The sequence below is a fragment of the Arthrobacter sp. T572 genome, from assembly GCF_056780115.1.
On sequence record NZ_JBRAZQ010000002.1, the window covers coordinates 2,382,167 to 2,409,127 of the forward strand.

The window sequence follows — 26,961 nt, forward strand, 5'->3', positions numbered from 1 at the left end:
GATACTACATGTAGTGCAAGCGCCCCGCCGGGACCCCAAGATGATGTATTACAAGTATGTCATTCAATCCACCGGCCGTCCACAGGAGGGGGGCCTCAAAATGTCCGTAAATACGCCGAAGTGAGAGATGAAATCCACACCCTGTGGACTACTTAGCCACATTTAATCTTCCGCGTGTCGCCTGAAACCGGCGTGTCGTGACAGTTTGAAAGTGTGGCGTGGCGAACACAAGATTTGCTGTTGGTGCAGCCCGGAGTACGGTGTCCTAGACGCTTTCCGGCGTCCCGCAACCCCGGCATCACGCCATCAACCGAGCAAAAGGACAGCTGATGGTCAATCTCCTCCACCTTCGGACCCTCCTTGAGGTCACCCGGTTGGGTTCCTTCGCAGCAGCCGCGGCACAACTCGGTTACACGGCGTCGGCTGTGTCACAGCAGATGGCGGCCCTTGAACGCGACACCGGAGTGGAGCTCTTCCAGCGTTCGGCCAGGAGCGTGGTTCCCACCGAGGCTGCGGTCACCATGACACGGCATGCATCCAAGGTGCTGACCGACGTTGAGGCCCTCATGGCAGCCGCGTCACGGACCAACGACTCTCCGGCGCAGGAACTCAGACTTGGCATCTTCCCCAGCCTGGCTACCTACGTCCTCCCCGACATCCTGAAGAACGAGCGGTGGAATGGACTGGGCATCGAACTGCGCGTGTCCGTGGCCGAACCGGCGCAGACCATCCAGGGGCTGCGCACCGGCGGCGAACTGGACCTTGCCCTCGTCTACCAGGTAGGACAGTCGGGCCTGGCCTGGCCCCATTCCCTGGAACGGCAATGGATCGGCGATGACGACTTCCGCGTTGTGCTGCCGGCGTCGTGGAAGATCCGTGAGGACGCCGAGATCGAAGCCGCACACCTCTCCGACATGCCCTGGATCATCCACCACCCCGGCACCAGCGACGCCCTGGTGATCGAACGGCTCTTTGCCAGCTGCAATCTGCATCCGCGGGTGGTCGCCTACAGCGACGACTTCCACGCGAGCCTTGAGATGACCGCCGCCGGACTGGGGGCCTCGCTGGTACCGGAACTTGCCCTGCGGAACCGGCCACCCGGCGTCGTGGTCCTTGACGTTCCGGACATCCGGCTGGCCCGGAACATCTTCGCCCTGCAGATCAATGAGAAGCGCACCGCGCAGGTCCAGCTGTTCACGCAGTTGCTGGCAGACACGCTCCGCGGCATCCACCAAAAGAGCGGCCTGCACCCGTTGAAGCCCACCCCTGCCAAGGTGCAGCAACGGCGCCGCTGAAATTGGCACCATGTGCTGGAACCCGCCCGGTGATGGCGTTAGATTGATCACATGGGCAAGGTAGCGAGCAAACATTTTGGGGAGATTGAGCTCAACCACGGGCGTGAACACTGTTTTGTGGCCAAACACGAACTCGGCGGCAACCAGCTTGAATTGGACCTCAACGTCGCAGCGCATGACCACTTTGACGAGGCAGCCATGCACAAGGTGGACTATCGTTTGCGCTTCCTCCCTGAGCTTGTTGACCAGGTCAGGGAGATGATCGCTGATGAACTGGACCAGGACGGCACCAACCCGCAACAGTTCCTCCACTTCCACAGTTCCCAGCTCAAGGAAGAGCAACTGGAATCGGTGTTTGGCGTACGGGACAAGTCCCAACTCACCAACGACGTTTTCCTCAAGGCGCTGAAGCTTGGACATGTAGCCATCTACCCGGGCCAGCCGGAACGCTACTTTGTGCTTGATTTCACCCTGGGCTCGCACTTCACCGACGAGACACTGGTGGTGGCGGCGGACGAGGACGGCGTGGTGGACGACGAGATCCTCTGGGAATAGGACCTTAAAGCACGACCCCGGCCGCCCACCTTCCGGTGGACGCGGACCTCACCATGGCTTGTCCACGCCCGGACCCTGATCCGGTCCGCGCAGGTACTCCTCGCGTTGTTGCCCCTCGGCGCGCTCCTGCTGCGCTTTTCGGGCGCTGTCCTGAAGCTGCTTCAACTGTTCGTCCTGCGGAGCCGACGACTCCTGGTTGTCTCCGCCGGCATCCGGGGGCATCTCACTGGCCAGGAGCTTGCCGTCAATCCGGTCCTTCGCCGAATCCAGACGGCCTCCCTCGCCTGCGGAATTGCCCGGCCCGTCCTGGTGGCACGTTGCCGGTGCCCCGGCTGCCACCTCCAACGCGTCGCGGAAGAACTGCTCAGCCCCGCTCCGGCTCCCGCCTGCCTGGACACTGGCCGCGGAGGCGGCGTCGCCCAGCCGCTCGAGGGTCAGCACCAGGTTGACCCGGACCTTGCATTCGTCATCGCCCGCTCCTGCCTCCAGTGCCTCTTCGAAGTCCCGCCTCGCCGCCGCAAAGTCGCCGGCCAGCACCTTCGCGTCACCGGCAGCAAAGGATGCCTTGTAAGGTTCCACGACGTTGGCCACTCCCAGCCACCGTGCAGCCACCGCGAGCGCCTCCCGGTCGCTGGACGAGAAGGCCTCCGAAGCGTAGCCTCCCAGCCAGCCGACGCTGAGGAGTTTGGCCGCCCACGCCAGCGCCAGCAATGCCGGCAGCAGCGACCACAAGGCGAGTTGCCGCCGTCGGGCCTTCATCACAGTGCCTCCCTGTCCCCGGGCTGCGGTGCAGCGGAACCAGGCCGGCTCAATTGACGCAGTCCGGCGACATGGCGCAGTGGCTCCTGCATGGCCAGCAGGAAGGCCGCCAGCGCGAGCAGCCAGTAGAGTTCGGTCCGGCCGGGAGAACGGTCCTCTCCTCCGGGCACCAGCGTTCCGGGCTCCGCTTTGGTGAACAGGTCGCTGGCCGGTCCCGTTCCGTCGCGGTGTACGTAGGGTACGTTCAACTGCCCGGCTATGTCCTGCAGTTGTGTTTCGTCGATCCGGGACACTGCGTCGCGGGGACCGTCACCGCTGCGGTCCTGCAGGTAACCTGCGCCGGACCCGCTGGGATCCCTCATCCGTCCGCCTTGGTCGGTGCCGTACCCCAGGACCGCTCCCCCGGCGGTTTCCGACGGACCGAGCGGCAGCGCATCGGGCGGGCCCGCACTGGTGTTCTCACCATCGCCGGCGTAGAACACCAGGGCAGGACGCCCCGGATGCTGCTCCCGGGCCTTGTGGAGCCGTTCCTTCAGCAGCGGCCCCGCTCCGGTGACACTGCTGCCGCTCGCATAGCGGGGGCTCGGGGGTTGGAGGGTAGCCATGGCGGTCTGCAGGGCTGTGGTGTCCCGGGTCAAGGGCATCCTGACCGATGCTTTGCTGTCGAACGTGATCAAAGAGAATTTGGCCCCGGCCAGTTCTTTCGCAATGGCCATGACGTCTGCGCTGACGCCGCTCAGGCGCGTCGCTGAGCCGTTGAAGTCCTCGGCGGCCATGCTGGTGCTCGTGTCAACCACGAAGAAAACATCAAGATCCGTCGACGCCGTGGTCGCTTCACCGCCGGGCCAGCCGGGACGAAGTGCAGCCAAAAGCAAAAGCACGACGGCGGCGCAGCGGACCGCCGTGGACCTCACCGCCTGGCGGGGTTGCCCGCCCCGGGCAAGAACCCACACGGTAAAGAGCAGTGTGGCAACGACGGATACGGCGATGAACGGCCAGGCGCTGATGGGAGCGAAGGTCATGCCTGCAGCCGCCATCCCACCACGAGAAGGCCCATCCCGGATACCACGGCGATACCCAAAGGCCACGCGGGATCATCGGAGACCACTGCCTGGGGTGCGGCCAGGTACGCCGAGGCTTCGCTGTCCTGTACCTGCTGCACGATGCCGGGCACGGCACCCGGACTGTCCAGGGCGTGATAGCTGCCACCGGTGCCTTCAACGGCGGCCCGCAGTTGCGCGCCCGGTTGCACGGGATCGTCGCCGTAGTCCAGGTCCCCCGGATTCAGGGCATGGACGGCAACATCCCTGCTCCTGGCCAGTGCCGCTGCCTCTTCAAGGGTGAATACGGGGTTCCCGGAGAGGAAGTTGTCCGTTGCCAGAACCACCGACCGTGTTCGCCTGGTTCCTCCGCCTTCGGTGTGGTCCTCCGGGAAACTCTGTACACAGGACGCCAGTCCATCACCGATCAAGGACGACCCGCCCCGCTGCCACGTGCCGTCAAAGAACGAACCGGCCCCGCTTTCGAAAGCTTCCTGCGCTTCGCTCAATTGGCCGGCAACATAGTCATAATCATCGGTCAGGGGAAACAACTGCACGCTGCTGCTGTCGAAGATGACCATGCCGATGCGCTCGCCGTCGAACTCCTTCGCCAATTCCTTGAAAACCCCGGCAATCGCAGCGTCAGTGCCGGCCATGGAGCCGGAGACATCCAGGCACAACACGATGTCCCGGTTACGCACTTCCGGCTGGTGGGTGGAACGCTGCACCGGCCTGGCCGCGGCTGTCACGCTGGCAGCAAGAAAGACCGCACCCAGCAGTGCACCAAGGACCAACGTGAACCTGTACCTGGCCAGGGCCTTCTTGTACTCAGGAAGGTGGGTCATCCGATCGGAATGTGCCACGGGCCGGTACGGTCGCGGTGCCCTCCGGAGGACCAGCCATGCGGCTGCCACGGCGGCTGCAGCCAAGGGAAGAAGCCACCAATAGGTCAGTTCCATCCGAGGACCGCCCTCCGTGCAGTGTCAGCGGCCGCGCTGACCGGGCTCCCTGCTGCCGGTGCAAACTCCCCCGGATAGATGGCAGCGATACCGGCCGCGAAGTGTCCAAGCCCGTTCCCGCGCAGTTCCTGGAGGGTCATCGACGTTGCCGGCACCCCGGTAGCGGCAGCGGCGAACTCCCGCACCAGGAAGCTCAGCCGCTGGTGGGCTTCGCGCATGGGCAACGTGCCGTCGTCGGCGTCCTTTTCAACAGCGGCAATCCCCGCAAGGCAAGCTGCCCGCAGGGCTTCCACATCCCGGGCCGGAGAAACAACCGTTTCGTGCCCACCCAACCGCCGCGGCTTTGCCGGCCACAGCAGCCATTCGTACCAAGCTGCGACCGTCACTGCCAGCAGCAGGCCCAACCACAACCACAGCGGCTGGTAGGAAAGCGGCCCATAAAAGCTCGAACCGTCAGGCACGGTATCCGCCTTTGGCCACCCTGGTTGTCCCAGCGCGGGATCGATGCTTCTCCAGAAGAGCAAACACCGACTGGACCACGTCGGCGCTGCCTGCTGCTTGCTCCTCGGCGATATCCAGCTGCCTGAAGACGGTCCGGCGTGCCTCCTCGCGCCGCCTTTGGGCAACCTCATAGGCCTTCCGTACCCGGTGGTTACCTGCGACGGCGGACGGAAGCATCGACCCGTCCCGCACCTCGGTGCTGGTTTGGCCGGTGGCGAGGTCGGCGTCGCGGACCGTCAGCCACAGAATCTCGTGACGGGACCGCAAACGGCGCAACAGGCCCACCGTCCGCTCGTCAGGAACCACCTCATCGGCAATGACTACCATCAGCAGTCGCCCTTTCAGGTACCGCAGCGCATAATCCAACTGTTCCGCCAGGGCGCTCGCAGGCCCGTCCAGGGAAGTACGGGAATCGACCTCGCGGAGCAACCGCTCAAGGTGGTCCTCGCCGCTGCGTGGCGGCAGGTAATAGGACGCAGCAGCAGAGCCATGCAGGAGGCCCACGTCGTCTCCATGGCGGGCAGCCAAGTACCCCAGGACCCCGGCGGCATCCACGGCGATGGCTTTCTTTGGCTCCCCCGAAGCGGCATCAGCTGCCATGCCGCGGCCGGTATCGACCACCAGGAGCACCGAATGGCGGCGTACGGCCACGTATCGTTTGACCAACGGCGAACCATGCCGTGCCGTCGCTTTCCAGTCAATATCCCGGACTTCGTCGCCGGGAACATAGGCCCGGAGCTCGTCGAAGTCCAGGCTGCGGCCCTTGAAGACCGAGCCATATTCACCGTCCAGCAACGTCAGGGTCTTACGGTGCGCGAAAATGAACATCTTCGACTTGACGCGTCGGAGGAGGCTTGGCATGACGCCCCGGCTACGGCGTTTGGACCGACGCAAGCACGGCGTCGATCACGGTTTCCACGGCGATGCCTTCAACCACGGCATCGAAGCCCAGAACGATCCGATGCCTGAGAATGCGATGGGCCAGATTCTTGACGTCCTCGGGGATGACGTGGTCCCGGCCGTTGATCAGGGCAAGGGCGCGGGCTGCCTGGCTGAAAGCGATGCCCGCCCGGGGACTCGCACCGAATTCCACCAGGGCAGCGAGGTGAGGTTCCAGGTATTGCGCTGCATTGCGGGTGACGTACGCCAGGCCCACGATGTACCGGACAATGGCTGGATCGATGTAGACGCGACGGACCAGTTCCTGTGCCTGGACCACGGCGTCAAGCGACGCTGCCGCCGGTGGCTTGGAGGCCGGGTCGAAAACACCGGCGTCGAACCTGCGGATGATCTCGGCTTCTTCGGCCGGAGTGGGGTAATCCAGGACATCCTTGAGCATGAAGCGGTCCATCTGTGCCTCGGGAAGCCGGTAGGTTCCCTCCTGCTCGATCGGGTTCTGCGTGGCGAGCACCAAAAAAGGCGCCGGCAACGGATACGACTCTCCCCCGATGGATGTCTGGCGCTCCTGCATGGCCTCCAGCATGGCGCTCTGGGTTTTGGCGCTGGACCGGTTGATCTCGTCGAGCAGGACAATATTCGCGTGGACCGGCCCAAGCTGGGTAATGAACGTGCCTTTGGCCGCGTCGAAAATCTGGGTGCCTGCTATGTCACTGGGAAGCAGGTCTGGAGTGCACTGGATCCTCCGGAAATCGGCACTGACTGATTCAGCAAGCGCGTGGGCCGCGGTGGTCTTGGCCAGCCCCGGAACACTCTCCAGCAGGACGTGCCCGCCCGTCAGCAACCCGATCACCAAGGTTTCACGAAGCCGGGATTGTCCCACGACCTTGGCTTCAAAACTCCGCATGATGCTGGCCACCAACTGCTGCGCACGGGCCATGTCCGGCGCGTCGATTCCGGCCGTGGCGGTGTTTTGAAGCACTCGTTGTCCCCTCGATGGCATCAGTTGGTCGTTGCGGTCCTGCAACGGCCACTCTATCCAAGCGGCAGCCAATTAACTGTGCAATGGGGAGCTCTCCCCATGAAGACGCCCGGGGTCTATCCTTTTCCCATGCATCAGCTACCAGCCCGCTACCAGGAGTATCTCGCCGGCCAGACGGAACACGTTGCCTTGGCCGTCCGGCCCGTTTTGCTGCAGTCCGCCGCCGAACAGCGGCACGGCGTCCGGATCACCTACAACCCCGGTCCCACGGGGCACCAGGCCCACTTGGACGAGTCGGTTCCCTACGGCGAAATCGTGGAAGACATCGACTGATCGATCGCCACCGCCCCGGATGGTGTCCTGGTCAGCCTTCCAGCAGCAGCCGCTGGGCCCGGGGAGCAAGCGTGTGCTCCAGCACGAGGCACGCAGCGCCGATCGCTCCCACGTCCTCGCCAACGCCTGAGCCTACGACGTCGATTCCATGGATCATGCCTGCGGCGCTGTTGGCTGCTATTTGGGCAGGGACGCGGTCCAGGAAATACCTGGACATCCGACCCCAGAACGGACCTCCGAACACTACGCGCTCCACGTCCAGTGTGTTGGTAACCACGGACACTGCCCGGGCTACCAGGGTCGCGGACTTGTCCAGGATTGCGATTGCTTTCGGATCGCCGGCATCGGCTTTGTCGCACAACATGGCATAGCGTTCCTGGACTTCCGGCCCGTCGGCATCGTTGCCGTGGCCGTCAAGGACGCCGGCTGCCTCGGCCTCCGCCACCAGGACCTGGGGAATGCAGGATGACTTGACGCAGCCTCGGAGCCCGCAGTCACACGGCGGACCATCAGGGTCGACGATGATGTGCCCGATCTCGCCTGCATTTCCGGACGTACCACGGACCACTTCGTCGTTGAGCACGATCCCGCACCCGATGCCGGTGCCCATATACATGAAAACGAAGCTGCCCGCGCCGCTGGCCCCGCCAACCCAGGTTTCAGCCACGGCCGCGCTGGTAACGTCCTTGTCCACCAGAGTCTCCAGGCCCGTCGCTTCGGTGAGAGCCTCGCGGATGCGCACCCGGTTCCATCGCGTCAGCAACGGCGGTTCCACTACCGAACCTTCATCGAGGTCGATGGGACCAGGCACCGCAACGCCCAAGCCGGCAATCTTGGAGGCATCAACGCCCGAATCCGCAATCAGGACCTGGATCTGGTCGGCGATGCTGGTGATCACATCGGCCGGATCACCGCTGGGCGTCGCCATGCGCGAGTGCAGGACCACATCCCCCACAAGATCGAGGATCACGAAAGTCATCACGGCCGGATCCAGATGGACACCCACGGCGTACATCCCCGAAGGATTGAGCCGCAGGATGGTCCGCGGCTTGCCGGGACCGGTGCCTTCTTTTCCGGCCTCCACAATCAACTGCTGGTCGAGCAGCCGCCGCGAGATGTTGGAGATGGTCTGGGGAGAAAGTCCCACGAACTGGGCAAGCTCAACCCGGCTGAGCCCACCCGACGAACGCCGGATGGCCTCCAGGATAACCGTCAGGTTGAAGTCCCCCATGCGTGGCAGGTTGGTTCCGCGCCTCGGTGTCGGCTGCCGGATCTCAGTCACTGAATCCCCTCGTCATTCGCTGGAGCATGGTGGAACGGTCATGCCCCTGAATTGTATGCGACAAGCCCGCCCCACGGACGGCGTGACACATCGGGCGAGGCTCCGGATCACGTCCGGGCTGCTCTCCGGGTCCGCGCTACCGTGAATTTGGGGTTGCGCCCCTCGATCTCTGTTGGACCAACCAAGCGTTCCAGCGCGGGTTTGTACTGCAGGTGGCTGTTGTACACGGTCCAGAGCTCTCCGCCCGGAGCCAGCACGCGGGCAGCAGCCTGGAACATCTTCAGAGCCGCGCCCGCGTGAACGGTTGCTCCCACATGGAACGGCGGATTCAGCAGGATCAGTTCGGCACTGTCCCCCGGCAGCGTGGACATGGCGTCGTCGTGAAGCACGGAAATCCGGTCCGCCAGCCCGTTTGCCTCAGCCGTACCTTTGGCGGAGGCAACAGCGGCTGCCGATTGGTCCGTCGCCAGAACCGCAGCACCTGGATGCAGCTTCGCGTACATGGTGGCCAGAATGCCGGTCCCACATCCGAGGTCGACCGCCCGCGGGACTTCAGGCATCCGGTCCAGGAACCCGAGCAGGAAACGGGTGCCGATGTCCAGCCGGGCTCCGGAAAACACTGCTCCGCGGGCTGCCACCTTGATGCCGAGTTCGGCAATGTCCTCCAGCACGGGAAAGGGGGGCTCCACCGGGACATGCCTCGCGTCCCGGGCCACCAGTGTCCGTGATTTTTGCCTCGCCAGTTGGGGCTGTACAGATCCGAAGTATTTTCGCAGGACATCGTTCATGCCCAGGGACATGTGTTTTACACGCCCACCGGCAAGCAGGATGGCACCGGGCGCAGCAAAGCGCGCAACGGCGTCGGCGATTTCCTCCAACTCGGCAAGAGACTTAGGCAACTGCAGCACCACAAGGCCGGCATCCTGCAAGAGCCCCGGGCCGAGGTCATGCGCCCTATAGCGCCGGTCCAAGCCTGCGGCAGCGGCGTTGCGCGCCAACGCGAGCCTTCCGGTGTACAGGTCCTGGTGAACGCGGACATGCTCGACGGCGGTGACGGCCAACGCGCCGAGGGTCAAGGCGCCGTACCGGTCACCGATGACGGTGATATTGGGCTCGGCACCGGCACGGTGCCGGACTTCGTCGAGCAACAGCCGATCCGTTGCGTCATACGCCTGCAGGTTTTCAGCGTCGACGTCGGGGTGCCGGCTCAACTGGCTGAACAGGGTTTCCAGATCCTGGACTGGCACGGCAGCTGCCCCGCTTTCTTAGAGTCGCTGGAACCCGCCAAGGGTGCCATCGCCAACAAAAAGGACCCCGCTCGAGAGAGCGGGGTCCCAATCCGAAGTGGAGCTGAGGGGACTCGAACCCCTGACCCCCTGCATGCCATGCAGGTGCGCTACCAGCTGCGCCACAGCCCCGGATTTTTGCTGATTCCCGGAGGAAGATTTCCCTTCCTGCCGAAGCAACTCGTCAATACTAACCACAATCGCCTGAGAAGCGAAATCCGCGGAGTATGAGCTGCATCACGTCCAGGACAGCCAATCAATCAACAAAAAATCCCGCCCTTTCGCGGTGTTCCGCTAAGGACGGGATTTGTGATGGTGGAGCTGAGGGGACTCGAACCCCTGACCCCCTGCATGCCATGCAGGTGCGCTACCAGCTGCGCCACAGCCCCATATTCGTGCTGCCCAGCGGAACGTTTATCTTCCATTCCCGCCGAAGCAACTCAAATATCTTAGAACAGCCTTCAGGAAAATTCCAAATCGGGCATATTCGGGATTCCAGCTACTGCTCGGCATCCTCGGCAGCGATCGCCTTGGCCGATGCGTCATCACCAAGCTCCAGGTCCACCACCGGGCAGTCCTTCCACAGGCGCTCCAAAGCGTAGAACACCCGGTCCTCGGCATGCTGGACATGGATCACCACATCGGCGTAATCGAGCAGGACCCAACGTCCCTCCGAGCGGCCCTCGCGGCGCACCGGACGCAGGTCCTGCTTCAGCAGTTCTTCCTCAATGGCGTCAACAATGGCATTCACCTGGCGTTCAGTGGGCGCCGATGCGATCAGGAAAACGTCAGTCAACGCCAGCCGCTCGCTGACATCGAGCGCGACGACGTCCTCGGCAAGCTTGTCGGCCGCCGCCCGCGCAGCATGGCGGGCGAGAGTGATGGATTGTTCATGTGCAGACACGGGGACTCCTTGTTGTGGCCAAAGGCCGGGATATAAGACTTCTTGTGCGGACTTATCCGCTGGTCATCATGATGATGCCGACGATGAGTGCAACCAGCCCCAGCGCGAGCACCGCGATCTGGAGAATCCGGTTGCGCTGGGCGCGCGCCAGGCCCGCCGTACTGGCATCGAGCGGGTCAAGGCCATAGGCGGTGCTTGCAGACACCGGTGGACGCTGCTCCTGTTCTGCCGGCAGGTCAGCGGTGGCAGCCCGCTTGCGGGCGTTCCTTGCCACAGCCTCCGCACGGGCAAGCACCCCCGCCCGGCCTCGGGCGGCCTTCCCGGTGGAAGGCTTGGCCGCAGCATCCAGCGCAGGTCCCGGCGAGGTGACCACGGGTACGAAGGTGGTGCTTGGCCTCTTCATCACAGGCCGCTCGACACCGGGGACCTTGACGAACTCCAATGGAGTGACCATGGCCAGGTTGTTCGCTGTGGACGGTCCGGACGCGGGCGTCGGGGCCTTCCCGCTGCCCCCTTGCTTGGAATCCCCTTGGGCCTGCTCCGCAAGCTTCTGCTTGGCAGCGGCGCGCTTGTTCAGCACCGCTGCACGTTCTGCCAAAGCGATCTGCTGGGCGAGGACCTCGGGATCCACTGCCAGCGGATCCTGGTCCGCAATATGCTCGAGTTTGGCCGTCTGGTTCTGGACCTGCGCCGCAATCAACTCACGGACTGCAAGTGCTTGCTCCACCGACATCCCGGCTCCGGCCGGACCCGGAGCTTCACCTGCTGTGGGCGAAGCCGGGGGCTTTGGTTTCCCGCCGGCCGGCTCCTGCGCAGTCCCCTCATCTGCAGCCGCGGTCTTATCGGCCGGCGCCGGAACAATGGGGTTGGCGGACGTGGCCATCTCGGCCTGCAACTGCTGCAAACGCAACTGGCGGCGCGTGGGCGGGCCACCGCCGGACAGCTGTTCTTCCTTGTCTGCCAGTTCCTTAATGGTGCGCAAAGCCGCACGGTCCCGCGCGCGGATCTGGGAGGATCGCTCCCCCACGGCGTCGACGGGAACATCCGCCGCGCGGCGGTTGCGTGGCGCCGCAGCGGCGGCCTTTTGCGCCGGAACGGAGTCGGCCTTACCTGCGGGGGCCACGGGTTCCGGACCAGATGCTGCGGCGCGTTCCGGGCCAGGTGCTGCCGCGCCTTCAGGACCAGGTGCTGCCGCGCCGGAACCAGCCGCGGAAGACTGCTGCTCAGCGAGCTGCTGCTCTTCCCGGGCGCGGCGAAGTTCCCGCCTGCTGCGGATGGGACGCTGTTCCTGGCTGCTCATTCAAAACTCATTCAGTACGTGCTGGCTCGTCTGATCCGGACAATGCGGGGGCCAACTCCCCCGCTGGGGGCCGCGGCGCGTACAGGCCGTACTTGGCGATGTACTGGACCACCCCGTCCGGAACCAAGTACCAGACAGGATTGCCCTCGTTGACGCGGTTGCGGCAATCGGTGGAGGAGATGGCCATCGCAGGAACTTCCAACAGGCTCACATCATCCGTCCGACCGAGGTCGTTCAGCTCGTGCCCCGGTCGCGTAACGCCCACGAAGTGCGCCAGCGACCAGAGCTCGTCCACGTCCTTCCAGGACAGGATCTGGGCCAAGGCGTCGGCGCCCGTGATGAAGAAAAGATCCGCATCGGGCCGCTGCGCGCGCAGGTCACGCAGGGTGTCTATGGTGTACGTGGGGCCGGGCCGGTCAACGTCGACCCGGCTCACGGTAAACCTCGGGTTGGAGGCCGTAGCGATCACCGTCATCAAGTAACGGTGCTCGGCCCTGCTGACCTTTTTGCTGGATTTCTGCCAAGGCTGGCCCGTGGGCACGAACACGACCTCATCGAGATCGAACTTGGCAGCTACCTCGCTGGCAGCCACAAGGTGGCCGTGATGGATGGGGTCGAACGTACCACCCATGACGCCCAGGCGGAGCCTGCGCTCCGACTCCCCGCGCGGTGTTGCGGCGATGATCTTAGTGGCCCTCGTGGTGCTGGTGCTTGTTCGGGTGCTGGCGGTGCGGATCCGCGTGCTCTTCGACGGCCTCGTGGCGGTTGCCAAGGTTGGTGTAGGAGAGGGTGACAAACATGAGGACCAGCAGGATGGCGAACATCACAATGCCGAAGACCCACGGCTCAGCCCACAGCGGAGCAGCTTCGTGACCGCCTTCGGTTTGCGCGGCAATGGACGTGGCGATCTGCTGAAACAGCATCTTCTCCCCTAGTTGGTTTTCAAAGGATTCTTGACGGCGGGCCTCCCCGCCGTCCCGGACTTCTGTTCTATGTTACAGCGTTGCTAGCTGCGGACCTGGCCCTCGCCCTGGACGATCCACTTGGTGGTGGTGAGCTCGGTCAAACCCATGGGGCCACGGGCATGGAGCTTCTGGGTGGAGATGCCCACTTCCGCTCCCAACCCGAGTTCCCCGCCGTCGGTGAACCGCGTGGACGCGTTCACGATCACGGCCGCGGAGTCGATCTCGGCGATGAACTTCTCGGCGTTGGCCAGGTTGTTGGTCAGGATTGCCTCGGTGTGGCCAGTGGTCCAGGTGCGGATGTGCTTGACGGCGTCATCCAGGCTGTCCACCATGGCCACGGCGAGGTCCAGGTCCATGTATTCGGTCGCCCAATCGTCGTCGTCCGCGGGGACGGTTTCCACCGCCGGGCCCAGGGCCGAAGCGATCCTTTCGTCAACATGGAGGGTGACACCGGCAGAGCGGAGCGCGGACGCTACCGCGGGGAGCACCGTGGACCCCGAATGAACCAGGAGGGTCTCCACGGTGTTGCAGACACTCGGGCGTTGGGTCTTGGCATTCAGCAGGATCTCCACTGCCATTTCTTCGCTGGCGGACTCGTCAATGAAGATGTGGACGTTGCCTTCGCCGGTTTCGATAACGGGCACCGACGAGTTGTTGACCACTGTCTGGATCAGGTCCCGCCCACCCCTCGGAATCAGGACATCCACGCGTCCGCGTGCGCGCATCAGAACATTGGCGCCTTCGCGGCCGTACTGGTCTACGGTCTGCACGGCGTCAGCCGGCAGCCCCACGGAGTCGAGCGCTTCGCGAAGAATCCTGACCAGGGCCTCGTTCGTCTTCGCAGCAGCTGACCCACCGCGCAGGATGACGGCGTTGCCACTCTTAAGGGCCAGCCCGGCAATATCTACCGTGACGTTGGGGCGGGCCTCGTAAATGGCAGCCACGACGCCCATGGGCACGTTGACCTGCCGAAGACGCAACCCGTTCGGCAAGGTCTGCCCGCGGACCACATTGCCCACGGGATCAGGGAGGCCGGCCAGGTTCTCAAGGGCCGCAACCAAACCATCGATGCGGGCAGGCGTGAGGGTCAGGCGGTCCAGCAGGGCAGCTGATGTCCCGTTGGCACGGCCTTCGGCAACGTCCTTGGCGTTCGCCGCGAGGATGTGGTCACGGTTGTCGAGGAGTGATGTACCGATGGTTCGCAGGGCGCGGTCCTTCCAGGCACGATTGGCCTGGCCCATGCGGCGGGCGGCCTTCCGTGAGCGGTCGGCAATTGCGTACACGGCGGCTTGGAGATCCTCCTGCGAGAGTGGAACGCTACCGGCCACGGGACGCTCCGGCGCCTGCCCGGCAGTACCGGGAGCGTCGGAAATCACAGGGGCGTCGGGAGTCAGCGCTTCAGTCATGCTCCAAGTTTAGATGAGCGGGGAGCCCGAAGGAGTACGAGGTCGTCAACATGAACAACTTCGCGGTCGTAGCCGCGGCCCATCGCCTGTCCCAGTTCCTGCGTGGAGCGGCCGAGCATGCGCGGGAGTTCGTCGGAGGAGTAGTTCACCAACCCCCTGGCAACCACCGTTCCGTCAAGGGAGACCATTTCGATTGCGTCACCGGCCTCGAAATCACCCGTAATGCGGGAAATCCCCGCAGGCAGGAGTGACCTGTGCCGGTCCCGCACGGCTTTCACTGCGCCGTCGTCGAGCACCAAACGGCCGTGGACCGTGGCCAGGTGCGCAAGCCACAAAAGCCGCACCGGCTTCCGGTTGCCGTTAACGGCGAACCATGTGCCGACGTCCCCGCCGTCCAGGGCTGCGGCCGCGTTCGCGGTGGATGTCACCAGGGCATGGATGCCGGATCCTGCCGCAATGGAGGCGGCCTCGACCTTGGTCATCATTCCGCCGGTGCCTACACCGGCCTTTCCGGCCTTTCCGATGGTCACGCCGTCCAGGTCCTGCGGACCCCGGACCAGTGGAATGCGCTTGGCTCCCTGTGATGGCGGGCCATCGTAGAGGGCGTCGACGTCGGACAGGAGAACCAGCGCGTCGGCGCGCACCAGGTGGGCTACCAAGGCTGCGAGGCGGTCGTTGTCACCGAACCGGATCTCGTGCGTGGCGACGGTGTCGTTCTCATTGACCACGGGAACAACCCCGAGGTTCAGCAGGCGGTCCAAAGCACGGAAGGCGTTGGTGTGCTGGGTACGGCGCATGAGGTCGTCTGCCGTCAGGAGCACCTGGCTGACCGTGACACCGTGGGCGTTGAAGGCCTGGGTGTAGCGGGCCATGAGCAGCCCCTGCCCCACACTCGCCGCCGCTTGCTGGGTAGCAAGGTCCTTCGGCCGCTTGGCCAGGCCCAGCGGAGCAAGCCCCGCGGCAATGGCGCCTGACGATACGAGGATTATTTCCGTCCCGGCGTTGCGCTTCTCTGCCAGCGCGTTGACCAGCGCGGTGAGCGACTTCTCGGAGATGCCGCCCTTGATGCTGGTCAGCGAGGACGAACCAACTTTGACTACTATCCTCTTGGCGCCGGCCAGCGCCTGGCGTTCGGCCGCTTCCGTTCCGGGGACGTCGAGGGTCTTAGTCGTCATCACCGGCGTCCAGGTTGCTTTCCTTGACAGGCTGCGAACGACGGCGGCTGACGGACTCCGTCCAGATGCCCGCCTTGCGCTCGGCTTCCAATTCGGCACGTGCGGCGGCCTTGGCCTCGCGGCGCTCGATCTGTTCCTCGCGCTTCTGGGAACGGGTAGGTCGATCTCCGATATCCGCAACCCGGATATCCGTGCCTCGCGGCGTGGCGAGCAGTTCGGCACCTGCCATCATGGTGGGTTCCCAGTCAAAGACCACACCGTCGTCCCCGCCGATCACCACGGTGTCGCCCGGCTTGGCACCGACCTTGAAGAGTTCGGTCTCCACGCCCAGCTTGGCCAGGCGGTCGGCGAGGTAGCCAATGGCTTCCTCGTTGGTGAAATCGGTCTGCTTGACCCAACGCTCGGGCTTTTCGCCCAGGACGCGGAACAGCGGCTCGAGGTTCTTCTCCTCACGGCGGATCCGGAAGCCGGTCTCATTGACGGCGCGCGGACGGAGGATCTGGGGCGCCACCTTGGGCGGGGCCGCCTCGACCGCGTCACGGGCGGACTTCACGATCTCCGCCATGGCGAAGCTGAGCGGGCGAAGCCCCTCGTGGCTGGTGGCGGATACCTCAAAGACCCGGTATCCACGTGCCTCAAGGTCCGGCCGGACAAATTCCGCCATGTCCCGGCCGTCCGGAAGGTCCACCTTGTTCAGCACCACCAGTTTGGGCCGCTCATTCAGTGGTACAACCTCGCCGTCCGTGCCGGCGTAGCTCATGTCCACCGCGTACTTTTCCAGCTCCGCCTCGATGATGGCCAGGTCGGAGAGGGGGTCGCGGTCCGATTCAAGGGTTCCGCAGTCCAGAACGTGCACCAGGGCGGCGCAGCGCTCCACGTGGCGGAGGAAGTTGTGGCCCAGGCCGCGGCCCTCGCTGGCGCCTTCGATCAGGCCCGGAACGTCGGCAATGGTGAAGCGGACGTCTCCGGCCTGCACAACGCCCAGGTTGGGAACAAGGGTGGTGAAGGGGTAGTCGGCAATCTTGGGACGGGCGGCGGACATGGCAGCGATCAGGCTCGACTTGCCGGCTGACGGAAAGCCAACCAGTGCGATGTCAGCGATGGATTTCAGTTCGAGGACGATGTCCGCGGACTCACCCTCGATTCCCAACAGGGCGAAACCGGGAGCGCGGCGCTTCTGCGACGAAAGCGCGGCATTGCCGAGGCCGCCCTGGCCACCGGCCGCGGCGACGTACTCGGTACCCTCGCCCACGAGGTCGGCAAGGACTTCGCCGTCCTTGGTTTTTACCACGGTGCCGTCCGGAACGGGCAGGATCAGGGTTTCGCCATTCTTGCCGCCACGCCAGTCACCCATGCCCGGGCCACCGTTGGTGGCGTGGCGGTGCGGTGCGTGGTGGTAGTCCAGCAGCGTGGTTGTTTGTGACGACACCCGAAGGATGACATCTCCCCCGTTGCCGCCGTTGCCGCCGTCCGGGCCGCCAAGGGGCTTGAATTTTTCCCGTTTGACAGAGACACAGCCGTGGCCGCCGGTTCCGCCGGATACGTGCAGGACTACCCGGTCAACAAAGCTCGCCACGTGAATCTCCTCTTGTTGCTGTTGCCGGCATGATTGCCGGAACCGGCACGCCCAGGGCGTCCCAGTCGATTGTAATGCGGTTAAAAGAACGGTGGAGCGGGCCTGTTGGCCCGCTCCACCGGTTCAGAACGTGGTGTTACTCTGCAGCTGCAGCAGCAACGATGTTCACTACGCGGCGACCGCGGCGGGTGCCGAACTCAACCGCACCTGCCTGCAGTGCGAACAGGGTGTCGTCGCCACCGCGGCCGACGCCTGCACCGGGGTGGAAGTGGGTGCCACGCTGGCGGACGATGATCTCGCCTGCGGAAACTACCTGACCACCGAAGCGCTTGACGCCGAGGCGCTGTGCGTTGGAGTCACGACCGTTGCGAGTGGAGCTCGCGCCTTTTTTGTGTGCCATGTGAAATGCCTGCCTCTAAAATTCTGGGAAACTGAAAAACGTGAACCGGTAACGGAAGTTACGCGATGCTCGTGATCTTGATCTTGGTCAGTTCCTGACGGTGACCCTGGCGCTTCTTGTAGCCGGTCTTGTTCTTGAACTTCTGGATGACGATCTTGGGACCGCGGAGGTCTTCAAGGATCTCAGCCGTAACCTTGACCTTGGCCAGGTCCGCAGCTGCGGAGGTGACCTTGTCGCCGTCAACCAGGAGCAAGGCGGGCAGCTCAAGCGTGCTGCCGGCTCCACCGGGGACGCGGTTCAGCGTTACGTAGTCTCCAACGGAAACCTTTTCTTGGCGGCCGCCTGCGCGGACAATCGCGTACACCACTTGGGTACTCACTTCTCTCGACGTTTCTTACTAAATTTGCGTGCGGAACCTTGATCCAACGCAGGGCCCGGTTCGCGCTGTGCCTCAACGCCGTGGACTTCAGATCGAAGCCCGCGAGTCATCCCATGAACAATTCCAAGGGGCATAACCCAAGTGTTGGCGTAAGCACCGAAGATCAAGATTACGCTAGTTTGACCTTCAGTCGCAAATGAGGCCGGGCCCGGAGCCCTGGAGGTGACGCTTGTCACCACTGGAACGGACTCGCCCGGCACCGTGCCCATACAGCCTACCGCGGACGGGCGGCTTTGCTGGTTCGACGCGCTGGAAGGCCATTACGCGAACAAGCGTGGAGCGTCGAAGAAGGCTGTCTCGTAGCGGCAGGAGTGGGCAAAGGCTTCCACCATCGCCGCCCGCTCTTGCCCTGAGGCAGAAGCCGCTGCCAGGTCGGTGAACCTGATGGCGGTCCTGGTCGCTTCGGCGAATTCTTCGTCTGCGTAGGTCCGGAGCCAGTCCGCATAAGGGTGGCTGCCCGGTTCGCCGTTCCGGACATAGGAAGCATGCAGGCGGTGTCCCACCTCGGCGTAAAGCCAGTAGCAGGGCAGGATCGCCGCGAGCAGCACACCATAGCTGCCTGATGCCGAGGCCGCCAGGAGATGGTCCACATAGGACTTGGTAACCGGCCCGGTCGCCTGGCTGGTGCGGCGCGCGGCCAGCCAGTTCCGGTGCAACTCCGATTCCACCTCCAGGCACACCTGCGAGGCTTTGGCCCAGAACAGCTGCTCTTCCTCGCTGGGAGCCAGTGCCCCCGCCCTGGCCAGGACCCGCGAGTATCCGTTGAGGTAAAGCGCGTCCTGGGCGAGGTAGTAGTTGAACCAGGACTCTGGCAGCGCACCCGATTCCAGCCCCTCGATAAACGGCAACGCGTTGATGGCCCCGAGCTCCTTGGACGCGACTGCCCATAACCGCGCCGCGAAGGTACCTGGCGCCGCGGAGGCCTCAAGGTGGTGGAAATGATGGATGGGGCCGCTGCCCTGGCCGACCTCCAGCCTGTCAGCGTCCCGGAGTGCCTGCAGCAACCACGGCTTCACTTCCCGAAGGGAAGCTTCCCAATCACCGGTCCGGGCCTGCACGGTGGCCAATGCCGATGAAAGCGAGCAACCCGTTCCGTGGCTGTTGCCGGTGTAGACACGCGGTCCGCCAACCTCGATGATGTCCTGGCGCAGCAAACCGCCCGTGTTGACCAAGGCGTCGGGGCAATCGTCACCGGCAAGGTGCCCGCCTTTGACCAGCACGGTATTTCCGCAAGCCGCGGCCAGGCGCTTTCCCTGGTCGAGTGCCGATGCCCAGTCCGCGGCCTCAGGTTCTCCGAGCAGCATGGCAAGTTCGGGGAGGTTGGGGGTGACCAGGTCCGCCAGGGGCAGAAGATGACGCAATGCTTCCTCAGCGGTTTCCCTCAGGAGGCGGTCGCCGCTGGTGGCTACCATCACGGGATCAAGGACCACGACGGCGGGACGCACCGTTCCGAGCCAGCTGCGGACCTCGTCAATGACCTCCGCGTCGCCCAACATCCCGATCTTGACGGCATCGATCGTGATGTCGCTGCCGACCGCTTCCAACTGCTGGCGCAGGAATTCCACCGGCGGCACATGGACACTGCTGACGCCAAGGGTATTTTGGGCGGTGAGGGCGGTGACGGCGGCCATGCCGTAACCCCCGAGGGCAGAAATTGCCTTCAGGTCTGCCTGGATTCCCGCTCCCCCGGACGGATCCGAGCCTGCAATGCTCAGAACACGCGGTGGCCTGGCAGAGCCGGGGACTGCCGGGTAGACGGCAGAATCAGGGTAGGCGGAAGAAGACGACAAAGAAGTCATGGGGACATCCCTTCGCCGGTGCTAACCGGACAGGTTCAACGGGTCTGGATCTCAGCCGGGCCCGACGCCCGGCACCCCGTGTCAATCCCCAAGACTAGCCGGGAAACACCGGCCCTCCGAAACCCACGCGCAGTTGCTCCACGGATATGACTACGGCCCCCGGAATCCTGCTGCAGTGTGCCTGTGCAGGAAAATCCGCGGGCCGCGTCAATCCCTATCGGGTTGGAGCGCCAATCAGCGCCGAAGAGCTACAGCTCGGAGGCCGGGACACCGACACCGAGGATGATGGGCTCTTCGCCTGCGGTCTTTTCGGCAGGTTTTGCCGGGGCCTTGGCTTCGTGCGAGGAACCACCGCCCGCCGAAGTACCCGTCTCATGCTGCTCGATGTTGGTCTCGTTGGCAGCACCCTGGGCCCTGCTTGCGCTGCGGTTCCGGCGTCCGCGGCGGCCGCGGGCCCGTGCCCCGGCCTCCGCCACGGCATGTCCGGTATCCGAATCCTGGCCGGTTGCCACTGCGTCCGTGGCCTCGGCGGAACCGCCACCGGAAGCGGGTGCCTGGGGTTCGGGCTCTGGAGCGGCGCCCAGGTGCGAGAACGCTTCCGCCAACAGATCCAGGCTCATGGTCGGCTTGGCCGGCTGCGGTTCCTCCTGGTGTTCAACGAACGGCAGTGCAACTTCCTCGCCGCCGAACCGCAGGACAGGCGCGGTCCGGCCTTCCTTGGACGCAGAGGCCGATTCCCTGGCGGACGAATCCTCCGTGGGAGCCTGCCCGGCAGGTGCTTCCTTGGCTTCAGCTGCATCTCCGGCCTGCGCCGCTGCGCGGGCCGCTTCCTCGGCACGGTGGACCTCGTCGTCGTGCAGGTGTGCGGCATGGGCGGCGGCAGCGATCGTGGCCAGGGCGGCGCGGGTCGCCTCGGCCTTGGCCTGGCGAACCGGGTCCATGGCTTCGGTGGCGGCGGCTGGTGCCGGCGCTGCCGGGGACGGGGCGTGGGCAACGGACGCTTCACCGTTCCCCTGTCCACCACCCTTGCCACGGCGGCGCTTGCGCTCCGTGCGGGGCGCCGGCTGCTGCGGCTCGGAGTGGGGGCGGTGCTGCTCGACGGCAACCGCATTGGCTCGGCGGTGCTCCACGGGTTCGTCATGCGTGACAACACCGCGTCCGGCGCAGTGTTCACACTGCTCGCCGAAGACTTCAAGCAGTCCGGTACCCATGCGCTTGCGCGTCATCTGGACCAGGCCCAGCGATGTCACTTCAGCTACCTGATGCTTGGTCCGGTCGCGGCCAAGGCACTCCACCAGGCGACGTAGCACGAGGTCGCGGTTGGATTCGAGGACCATGTCGATGAAGTCGATGACGATGATGCCACCAATGTCCCGGAGGCGAAGTTGGCGGACGACTTCCTCAGCGGCCTCGAGGTTGTTCTTGGTGACGGTCTCCTCAAGGTTTCCACCGCTGCCGGTGAACTTGCCGGTATTGACGTCAACCACGGTCATGGCTTCTGTCCGGTCAATCACCAGCGAGCCGCCGGAGGGCAGGAAGACCTTGCGTTCCAGGGCCTTGTGGATCTGCTCGTCAATGCGCCACGCGGCGAAGATGTCTTGGTCCTTGCTCCACTTTTCCAGGCGGCCCACCAGGTCCGGGGCCACGTAGGTCACGTAGGCCTCGATGGTGTCCCACGCGTCGTCGCCGGAGACGATCAGCTTGGAGAAGTCCTCATTGAAGACGTCGCGGACCACCTTGATGGTGAGGTCAGGTTCGCCGTACAGCAGCTCGGGTGCCAGAACCTTGGTGGACGATGCTTGTCCCTCGATGCCTTCCCACTGTGCCCGCAGCCGGTTGATGTCGTGGGTCAGCTCTTCCTCGGACGCACCCTCGGCGGCCGTGCGCACAATGACGCCTGCGTTCTCCGGCAAGCGGTCCTTGAGGATCCGCTTGAGGCGGTTGCGTTCGACGTCGGGCAGCTTGCGGGAGATACCGGTCATGGAACCACCGGGGACGTACACCAGGTAACGTCCGGGCAGGGATATCTGGCTGGTCAGCCGGGCGCCCTTGTGGCCCACGGGATCCTTGGTGACCTGCACGAGTACCGAGTCGCCGGACTTGAGCGCGTTCTCGATCCTGCGCGGCTGGCCTTCGAGGTTGACGGCGTCCCAGTTGACCTCACCGGCGTACAGGACTGCGTTACGTCCCCGCCCAATGTCCACGAACGCCGCTTCCATGGACGGCAGGACGTTCTGGACCTTGCCCAGGTAGACGTTGCCGATCAGCGAATCCTGCTGGGTCTTGGAAACAAAGTGCTCGGCCAGCACGCCGTCCTCCAGGACGCCGATCTGGATTCTGTCATCGCGCTGGCGCACGATCATCTGGCGGTCCACGGATTCACGGCGCGCCAGGAACTCCGCCTCGGTAATCACCTGACGGCGGCGGCCTGTCTCCCGCGATTCGCGGCGGCGCTGTTTCTTGGCTTCAAGCCGCGTGGAACCCTTGACGCTGGCCACACGGTTGGAACTGGTGGACTCCGACAGGGCGCGGGGAGCGCGCACCCGGGTCACGGTGTTGGGCGGATCGTCGTCCGAACCACCAGTCAGTTCAAGGTCCTGGTCCCCACGACGCCGGCGCCGACGGCGGCGTGAGGTAACCCCCTCTTCAGGGGCCTCGGCGGCCTGGGTTTCGTCGTCATCGCCCGCGGTGTCCTCGGCGTCGTTGTCTTCACGCTCGGTGCCACGGCGTCCGCGGCGGCCACGGCTCCGGCGACGGCGCCGGCCACCCGCTTCCTCCAGTTCCCCGTCGCCTGTACCGTCGGAGTCTTCGCCCTCTGCTTCGTCGGCCGCCTCCGCAGCGGGACGCGACACGGTGCTGAGGTCCGGTGCCTGGAAAATCATGGAGGTGATGGAAACCGGCTCCAGGAACAGCGCCGAGGAGCCCGGCGCGGCGGCTTCCTCCTCGGTTCCGTCCTCAGCCGTCTCCGGCTCAGCCTTCTCCACCTCAGCCTTCTCCACCTCGGCCGTCCCGGCCTCGACCGATCCGGCCGGAGCATCTGAGCCGGCTGCGGCAACTGCACCTTCAGGCTGTGAGGCCGGGACCGGCGTCGTGGATTCCACCGCTGCTTCAGCGGCCGGCGGCTCAGCAGCCTCCGCAGCTTCCACGGTCACGGGCTTCGCGGTACGACGACGGCGGACCGGCTTTTCGGGGGCCGGTTCGGCAACGGCTTCGGGAAGGGGTTCAGCCACGGCGTCAGTTTGCGGCTCTCCGGCGGCGGCAGGTGACTCTGCGGCGGCGTGGTCAAATCCGGGCAGGGGCTCGGCAGGCTCTGCCTTCTTGCGTGCCCTGCTGCGGCGGGCGGGGGTCTTGGCCGGCTCTTCTTCCGGCTGTGTGGGGACGTCGGCGCCGGCCGCAGCACCGTCCACTTCAGCGTCGGCCGCGGCGCTGTCTACTTCAGCAACGGCCGCGGCGCTGTCTTCCGCGGCGGGCTCAGCAGTTTTGGCTGCGGCCTTCCGTGGCGTCCGGGTGGTTCTGGCCCGGGTGGTCTTCTTGGGCGCTTCCGCAGTCTCCGCGGCAGCGGCCTCATCATTAACGGCTACAACCTGGTCATTATCCATATGTGGCAACACTCCTGCCCCAGCGACGCCGCCACATCCGGCGCCCAGTGGGGCATTTATTGTCAAAACCCTCAGGCGTTGACAGAAGTCGTCAGTGTTCCTTCCGGTTCGCACCATCCTTGGGGTGCGGCAGCCCGGGAAGGCCAGTGGCTTGGTTCTGGAACCCGTTGTTCTGCTGCCACAACCAGGTGCCGTCCATTGTCATGGCGGGCCTACCGAGGATCCTCTGATCCGGGGCATGCCCTGCTCATGCTGGCGGTCTTGGGAACAAGTCACCGGACCGGATTCCGAATGTGGATCGGCGTCCGGCCATGTTCATTCTCTCATACGCTTGCCATTTCGAGGGGAGGGAGCGTGTGTCGTACGGCAGGTGGAAGAGTCTGGGCGCCACCTCCAGCCTCCGGAGTTACAATCCTCCCAAGAGCCTTTCCCGGTGCAGCCGGGCCACCTGTCGAAAAGGATCACATCCGCGATGACAAGCACCGCCAGGGGAAACCTGGCCAACCCATCCACCATTTCCGGGGACGACGCCACTGTCGACCAGTCCCTGCTGCCGAAAATCCTGCGGGACAAGCCCTTCGCATGGTTGCTCCTGGTCACGGGCATCATTGGCTGGTTGGCATCAGGTGCATTGGTGCTCGAAAAGCTGGAGGTCCTCAAGGACCCGAACCACGTGACCGTGTGCGATGTTAACCCGTGGGTTTCCTGCGGCACGGTCATGCAGACGCCCCAGAGTTCGGTCTTCGGGTTTCCCAACATGTTCATTGGGATCGTCGCATTCGCTGTCATCATCACCACGGCCATGGGCATCCTCGCCGGAGCCAAATACTCGCGCGGCTATTGGCTGGGTCTCCAGGCCGGCGTGACCCTTGGCTTCGCCTTTGTGGTCTGGCTGTGGTCGCAGGCCCTGTATGTCATCCACGTCCTCTGCCCCTTCTGCATGGTGGTGTGGGCGGCCATGATCCCCATGTTCGTGTTCGTGACCATCCGGAACATCACCCACGGGGTCATCAAGGCTCCACCAGCGCTGACCAGGCTGCTGGCCGGTTCCGGCTGGGCGATCGTGGCGCTGCTGTACGTAGCGGTCATCGCGACTATCTTCTTCGCCTTCATCCACGTCTTTGCCGGGACGTCGGGCTACTAGCACTTCCACAGACACCGCGAGATGACAGTTAAGGCCAATGTTCGTGATGAACATTGGCCTTAACTGTCATTTCGGTGAAGGTGCGCTATGCGGCGAACCAGATCTTGATCTCACGCTCGGCGGAGTCAACAGAATCCGAGCCGTGAACAAGGTTCTGCTGCACTGCCAGGCCCCAGTCCCGGCCAAAGTCACCGCGGATCGTTCCGGGTGCTGCCGTGGTGGGATCGGTGGTTCCTGCGAGCGAACGGAAGCCCTCGATCACGCGGTGGCCTTCGAAGACAGCAGCGATGACCGGGCCGCTGAGCATGAATTCCACCAGCGGCTCGTAAAACGGCTTCCCGACGTGTTCCTCGTAGTGCTGTTCCAGCAGTTCGCGCGTCGCGTTGACCTTCTTCAGTTCGGACAGGGTGTAGCCCTTGGCTTCGATCCTGGCGAGGATGCTGCCGCTGAGGTTGCGTGCGACGCCGTCGGGCTTGATCAGGACAAGGGTCCGTTCAATGCTCACAGTTGCTCCAATGGGGTTGCTTTGTGGGTTTCCCAGCCAGTTTACGGGGTCTGGGAGCCTGCCTCGTCACCGTGGGCTGCGTCCCATTCGGCCTGCTCGCGGTCGCGCTGGGCTACTTCACGGTCGATCCGCATGCCGGTCCGGATTCCGTACCACCAACAGACCGCGAACAAGATGCCGACAATGAACATGGTGGGCTCTGCCAGGCCGGTAAGGATCAGCACTACCTGGAGGGCCCAGCCAAGCCCGACGCCCCACGGCTTGGAGAGCACTGCGCAGGTCAGGACCAGCACAATGCTCAGTCCGATCCCAACACTAAGGATGATGGCGGGCGGAACCTCTCCCCGCTTCAGGCCGAAGACCACCAGCGTGCCGAAAAAGGCCACAAATGCCTCCAACAGGAGGACGGTGGATCCAAACATCACCTTGGTTGACCGGCGCTTCCTGGGCATGCCCGGACGCCATTCCCGCTGCGCTTTGGTCAGCTTTGCCATGCTCAGGCACCGGCCTTTCCGAGCAGGATGCGTGCCTCGGCCACCAGCGTGATCGAGCCGGTCACAAGGACCCCTCCTGCGAGGTCGTCATTGGATTCCGAACGCTCCACTGCCCATTCCAGGGCATCGTCCAGCTTCTCGGCAATATGCACGTTCTCCTCGCCGAAGCCCAGGTCAACAGCAAGCTCCGCCAGTTCCGCGGCAGGGATGGCCCGCGGCGAATTGGACTGGGTGAAGCAGAATTCCTCGGCCAGGTCTCCCAACTGCTCCTTGAGGGTCTTGAGGATTTCCTCTGCGTCCTTTTCCTGGAGGATTCCGACCACCACCACGAGCTTGCTGAAGCTGAAGGCCTCGTGGATGGCCTCGGCAGAAACCCGGATGCCATCCGGGTTGTGGGCCGCATCCACCACGATTGTCGGAGCGGTACGCACTACTTCCAGGCGGCCCGGGGAGGTGACGTTTCCGAACGCCTCACGGAGGACATCGGCGTCGAGCTCTTTCTCTCCGCCGCCGAAGAAAGCCTCAAGCGCGGCGACCGCGACCGCTGCGTTCTCCGCTTGGTGGGCTCCGTGCAAAGGAAGCAAGAGGTCCTCGTAGCGGCCGGCGAGGCCCTGGATTGTCAGGGCCTGCCCGCCGACAGCCACGCTGCGCGACTCCACGCCGAATTCAACGCCCTCAAAGCGGAACGGCACGTCTACCTCGCGGGCTTTGTCCAACAGGACCTGTGCCGCATCCACGGGCTGGGCGGCGCTGACCAGGAATCCGCCGGGCTTGATGATGCCGGCTTTCTCGTAGGCGATGTCCTCGGTGGTGTCACCCAGGAGGTCTGTGTGGTCCAGCGAGATGGGCGTGATGACCGATACCTGGCCGTCGCCCACGTTGGTGGCATCGGTGATGCCGCCAAGTCCCACTTCGAACACTGCTACGTCCACCGGCTCATCGGCGAAGATCGCGAAGCCCAGGATGGTGACGCACTCAAAGTAGGTCAGGCGCGGCTGGCCGTCGGCGAGGAGTTCGTTGTCCACGATCTCCAGGTAGGGCCGGATCTCGTCCCAAATCCGGACGAAGGTCTCATCCGATACGGGTTCGCCGTTGATGCTGATCCGTTCGGTGACCTTGGACAGGTGCGGGCTGGTGTAGCGGCCAGTGCTGAGTCCGTGGGCACGCAGCCCGGCCTCGATCATCCGGGCCGTGGATGTCTTGCCGTTGGTTCCAGTGATGTGGATGATCGGGAAGGCCTTGTTGGGCTCGCCAAGGACATCCATGGCACGGAACAGCGGAGCAAGGCGCGGTTCCATCTTGTTCTCCGGTGCCCTGCCGAGGAGTTCGGCATAAACGCTTTCGACCGAGAATTCATCAGTCATGG

General features: G+C 64.4%; 26 protein-coding genes, 2 tRNA genes and 1 riboswitch. Of the genes, 4 read left to right on the forward strand and 24 right to left on the reverse strand.

The features are described 5' to 3' along the window. Positions 1 to 329 precede the first annotated feature (329 nt). Together ACUYMZ_RS12205 and ACUYMZ_RS12210 are read left to right on the forward strand one after the other, a co-directional pair. The gene (locus ACUYMZ_RS12205) at positions 330 to 1,295 is read left to right on the forward strand and encodes a LysR family transcriptional regulator (protein ID WP_426002908.1); all 966 of its coding nucleotides are present in this window, start codon (positions 330 to 332) and stop codon (positions 1,293 to 1,295) included. Between the two features lie 51 nt (positions 1,296 to 1,346). After that, positions 1,347 to 1,850: a DUF2004 domain-containing protein gene (locus ACUYMZ_RS12210; protein ID WP_426002909.1), complete on the forward strand. Its 504-nt coding sequence runs from the start codon at positions 1,347 to 1,349 to the stop codon at positions 1,848 to 1,850. A gap of 48 nt (positions 1,851 to 1,898) precedes the next feature. On the opposite strand, the gene ACUYMZ_RS12215 is transcribed toward ACUYMZ_RS12210, so the two are convergent. Genes ACUYMZ_RS12215 through ACUYMZ_RS12240 form a run of 6 tightly spaced genes read right to left on the reverse strand, consistent with a single transcriptional unit; the run spans position 1,899 to position 6,988 of the window. Beyond that, positions 1,899 to 2,609 carry a hypothetical protein gene (locus tag ACUYMZ_RS12215; RefSeq protein WP_481605876.1) on the reverse strand — a complete coding sequence of 237 codons (711 nt, stop codon included), beginning with the start codon at positions 2,607 to 2,609 and terminating at the stop codon, positions 1,899 to 1,901. Next, on the reverse strand, positions 2,609 to 3,631 hold the full coding sequence (locus tag ACUYMZ_RS12220) for a vWA domain-containing protein (RefSeq protein ID WP_481603581.1): 1,023 nt from the start codon (positions 3,629 to 3,631) through the stop codon (positions 2,609 to 2,611). The genes ACUYMZ_RS12215 and ACUYMZ_RS12220 overlap by 1 nt, the downstream gene beginning before the upstream one ends. Beyond that, positions 3,628 to 4,608, reverse strand: coding sequence for a vWA domain-containing protein (locus ACUYMZ_RS12225; RefSeq protein ID WP_426002912.1), 981 nt, complete (start codon positions 4,606 to 4,608; stop codon positions 3,628 to 3,630). The genes ACUYMZ_RS12220 and ACUYMZ_RS12225 overlap by 4 nt, the downstream gene beginning before the upstream one ends. Next, positions 4,599 to 5,069: a hypothetical protein gene (locus ACUYMZ_RS12230; protein ID WP_481603583.1), complete on the reverse strand. Its 471-nt coding sequence runs from the start codon at positions 5,067 to 5,069 to the stop codon at positions 4,599 to 4,601. The genes ACUYMZ_RS12225 and ACUYMZ_RS12230 overlap by 10 nt, the downstream gene beginning before the upstream one ends. Next, complete coding sequence (locus tag ACUYMZ_RS12235) at positions 5,062 to 5,970, reverse strand: DUF58 domain-containing protein (protein ID WP_442423652.1); 909 nt, start codon at positions 5,968 to 5,970, stop codon at positions 5,062 to 5,064. The genes ACUYMZ_RS12230 and ACUYMZ_RS12235 overlap by 8 nt, the downstream gene beginning before the upstream one ends. A 10-nt stretch (positions 5,971 to 5,980) precedes the next feature. Further along, positions 5,981 to 6,988 carry an AAA family ATPase gene (locus ACUYMZ_RS12240; protein WP_442423651.1) on the reverse strand — a complete coding sequence of 336 codons (1,008 nt, stop codon included), beginning with the start codon at positions 6,986 to 6,988 and terminating at the stop codon, positions 5,981 to 5,983. Between the two features lie 129 nt (positions 6,989 to 7,117). Here ACUYMZ_RS12240 and ACUYMZ_RS12245 point away from each other — a divergent pair, with 129 nt between their 5' ends. Further along, positions 7,118 to 7,321 (forward strand): hypothetical protein, encoded by a 204-nt coding sequence (locus ACUYMZ_RS12245; protein WP_426002916.1) that lies wholly within the window; start codon positions 7,118 to 7,120, stop codon positions 7,319 to 7,321. Positions 7,322 to 7,352: 31 nt separating this feature from the next. Here ACUYMZ_RS12245 and ACUYMZ_RS12250 read toward each other — a convergent pair whose 3' ends face one another. The 15 genes from ACUYMZ_RS12250 to ACUYMZ_RS12320 all read right to left on the reverse strand — a co-directional run bounded on the left by ACUYMZ_RS12250 (position 7,353) and on the right by ACUYMZ_RS12320 (position 23,452). Continuing rightward, positions 7,353 to 8,603 (reverse strand): ROK family transcriptional regulator, encoded by a 1,251-nt coding sequence (locus ACUYMZ_RS12250; protein ID WP_481603586.1) that lies wholly within the window; start codon positions 8,601 to 8,603, stop codon positions 7,353 to 7,355. Positions 8,604 to 8,710: 107 nt separating this feature from the next. Continuing rightward, positions 8,711 to 9,850, reverse strand: coding sequence for a class I SAM-dependent methyltransferase (locus ACUYMZ_RS12255; protein ID WP_481603588.1), 1,140 nt, complete (start codon positions 9,848 to 9,850; stop codon positions 8,711 to 8,713). A 98-nt stretch (positions 9,851 to 9,948) separates the two neighbouring features. Next, positions 9,949 to 10,021 (reverse strand) — tRNA-Ala (locus tag ACUYMZ_RS12260). Between the two features lie 181 nt (positions 10,022 to 10,202). Beyond that, positions 10,203 to 10,278, reverse strand: a tRNA-Ala gene (locus ACUYMZ_RS12265). Between the two features lie 110 nt (positions 10,279 to 10,388). Continuing rightward, positions 10,389 to 10,793, reverse strand: coding sequence for a ribosome silencing factor (gene rsfS, locus ACUYMZ_RS12270; RefSeq protein ID WP_426002920.1), 405 nt, complete (start codon positions 10,791 to 10,793; stop codon positions 10,389 to 10,391). 52 nt (positions 10,794 to 10,845) lie between these two features. Then, positions 10,846 to 12,093 (reverse strand): hypothetical protein, encoded by a 1,248-nt coding sequence (locus ACUYMZ_RS12275; RefSeq protein ID WP_481603590.1) that lies wholly within the window; start codon positions 12,091 to 12,093, stop codon positions 10,846 to 10,848. Positions 12,094 to 12,100: 7 nt separating this feature from the next. Then, positions 12,101 to 12,775: a nicotinate-nucleotide adenylyltransferase gene (gene nadD / locus ACUYMZ_RS12280; protein ID WP_481605878.1), complete on the reverse strand. Its 675-nt coding sequence runs from the start codon at positions 12,773 to 12,775 to the stop codon at positions 12,101 to 12,103. Between the two features lie 4 nt (positions 12,776 to 12,779). Further along, a complete protein-coding gene (locus tag ACUYMZ_RS12285; protein ID WP_426002923.1) occupies positions 12,780 to 13,016 on the reverse strand; it encodes a hypothetical protein in 237 nt (78 codons plus the stop codon). 83 nt (positions 13,017 to 13,099) lie between these two features. Beyond that, positions 13,100 to 14,464, reverse strand: coding sequence for a glutamate-5-semialdehyde dehydrogenase (locus ACUYMZ_RS12290; protein WP_442423647.1), 1,365 nt, complete (start codon positions 14,462 to 14,464; stop codon positions 13,100 to 13,102). Next, positions 14,461 to 15,639, reverse strand: coding sequence for a glutamate 5-kinase (proB, locus tag ACUYMZ_RS12295; protein ID WP_426002927.1), 1,179 nt, complete (start codon positions 15,637 to 15,639; stop codon positions 14,461 to 14,463). The genes ACUYMZ_RS12290 and proB overlap by 4 nt, the downstream gene beginning before the upstream one ends. Next, positions 15,629 to 17,215 carry a GTPase ObgE gene (obgE, locus tag ACUYMZ_RS12300; protein WP_442423645.1) on the reverse strand — a complete coding sequence of 529 codons (1,587 nt, stop codon included), beginning with the start codon at positions 17,213 to 17,215 and terminating at the stop codon, positions 15,629 to 15,631. Before obgE ends, proB begins: the two co-directional genes overlap by 11 nt. Before the next feature lie 136 nt (positions 17,216 to 17,351). Continuing rightward, positions 17,352 to 17,615, reverse strand: a complete 264-nt coding sequence (gene rpmA / locus ACUYMZ_RS12305; RefSeq protein WP_070347479.1) for a 50S ribosomal protein L27 — start codon at positions 17,613 to 17,615, stop codon at positions 17,352 to 17,354. A 58-nt stretch (positions 17,616 to 17,673) separates the two neighbouring features. Further along, the gene (gene rplU, locus ACUYMZ_RS12310) at positions 17,674 to 17,982 is read right to left on the reverse strand and encodes a 50S ribosomal protein L21 (protein ID WP_021470684.1); all 309 of its coding nucleotides are present in this window, start codon (positions 17,980 to 17,982) and stop codon (positions 17,674 to 17,676) included. A 332-nt stretch (positions 17,983 to 18,314) separates the two neighbouring features. Beyond that, a complete protein-coding gene (gene thiD, locus ACUYMZ_RS12315) occupies positions 18,315 to 19,853 on the reverse strand; it encodes a bifunctional hydroxymethylpyrimidine kinase/phosphomethylpyrimidine kinase (RefSeq protein ID WP_481603593.1) in 1,539 nt (512 codons plus the stop codon). Then, positions 19,844 to 19,942: riboswitch (TPP riboswitch) on the reverse strand. Its footprint overlaps the gene before it by 10 nt. Before the next feature lie 159 nt (positions 19,943 to 20,101). Next, on the reverse strand, positions 20,102 to 23,452 hold the full coding sequence (locus ACUYMZ_RS12320; RefSeq protein ID WP_481603595.1) for an Rne/Rng family ribonuclease: 3,351 nt from the start codon (positions 23,450 to 23,452) through the stop codon (positions 20,102 to 20,104). A gap of 472 nt (positions 23,453 to 23,924) precedes the next feature. Between ACUYMZ_RS12320 and ACUYMZ_RS12325 the strand changes: the two genes are divergently transcribed. Further along, the gene (locus tag ACUYMZ_RS12325; RefSeq protein ID WP_426002933.1) at positions 23,925 to 24,596 is read left to right on the forward strand and encodes a vitamin K epoxide reductase family protein; all 672 of its coding nucleotides are present in this window, start codon (positions 23,925 to 23,927) and stop codon (positions 24,594 to 24,596) included. An 85-nt stretch (positions 24,597 to 24,681) separates the two neighbouring features. Here ACUYMZ_RS12325 and ndk read toward each other — a convergent pair whose 3' ends face one another. The 3 genes from ndk to ACUYMZ_RS12340 are packed head-to-tail and all read right to left on the reverse strand — an operon-like array spanning position 24,682 to position 26,959. Beyond that, positions 24,682 to 25,101, reverse strand: a complete 420-nt coding sequence (gene ndk, locus ACUYMZ_RS12330) for a nucleoside-diphosphate kinase (protein ID WP_426002934.1) — start codon at positions 25,099 to 25,101, stop codon at positions 24,682 to 24,684. 41 nt (positions 25,102 to 25,142) lie between these two features. Next, the gene (locus ACUYMZ_RS12335; RefSeq protein WP_481603597.1) at positions 25,143 to 25,595 is read right to left on the reverse strand and encodes a DUF4233 domain-containing protein; all 453 of its coding nucleotides are present in this window, start codon (positions 25,593 to 25,595) and stop codon (positions 25,143 to 25,145) included. A 2-nt stretch (positions 25,596 to 25,597) separates the two neighbouring features. Continuing rightward, entirely contained in the window at positions 25,598 to 26,959 is a 1,362-nt protein-coding gene (locus ACUYMZ_RS12340; protein ID WP_481603600.1) for a bifunctional folylpolyglutamate synthase/dihydrofolate synthase, read from the reverse strand. Between the last annotated feature and the right edge of the window lie 2 nt (positions 26,960 to 26,961).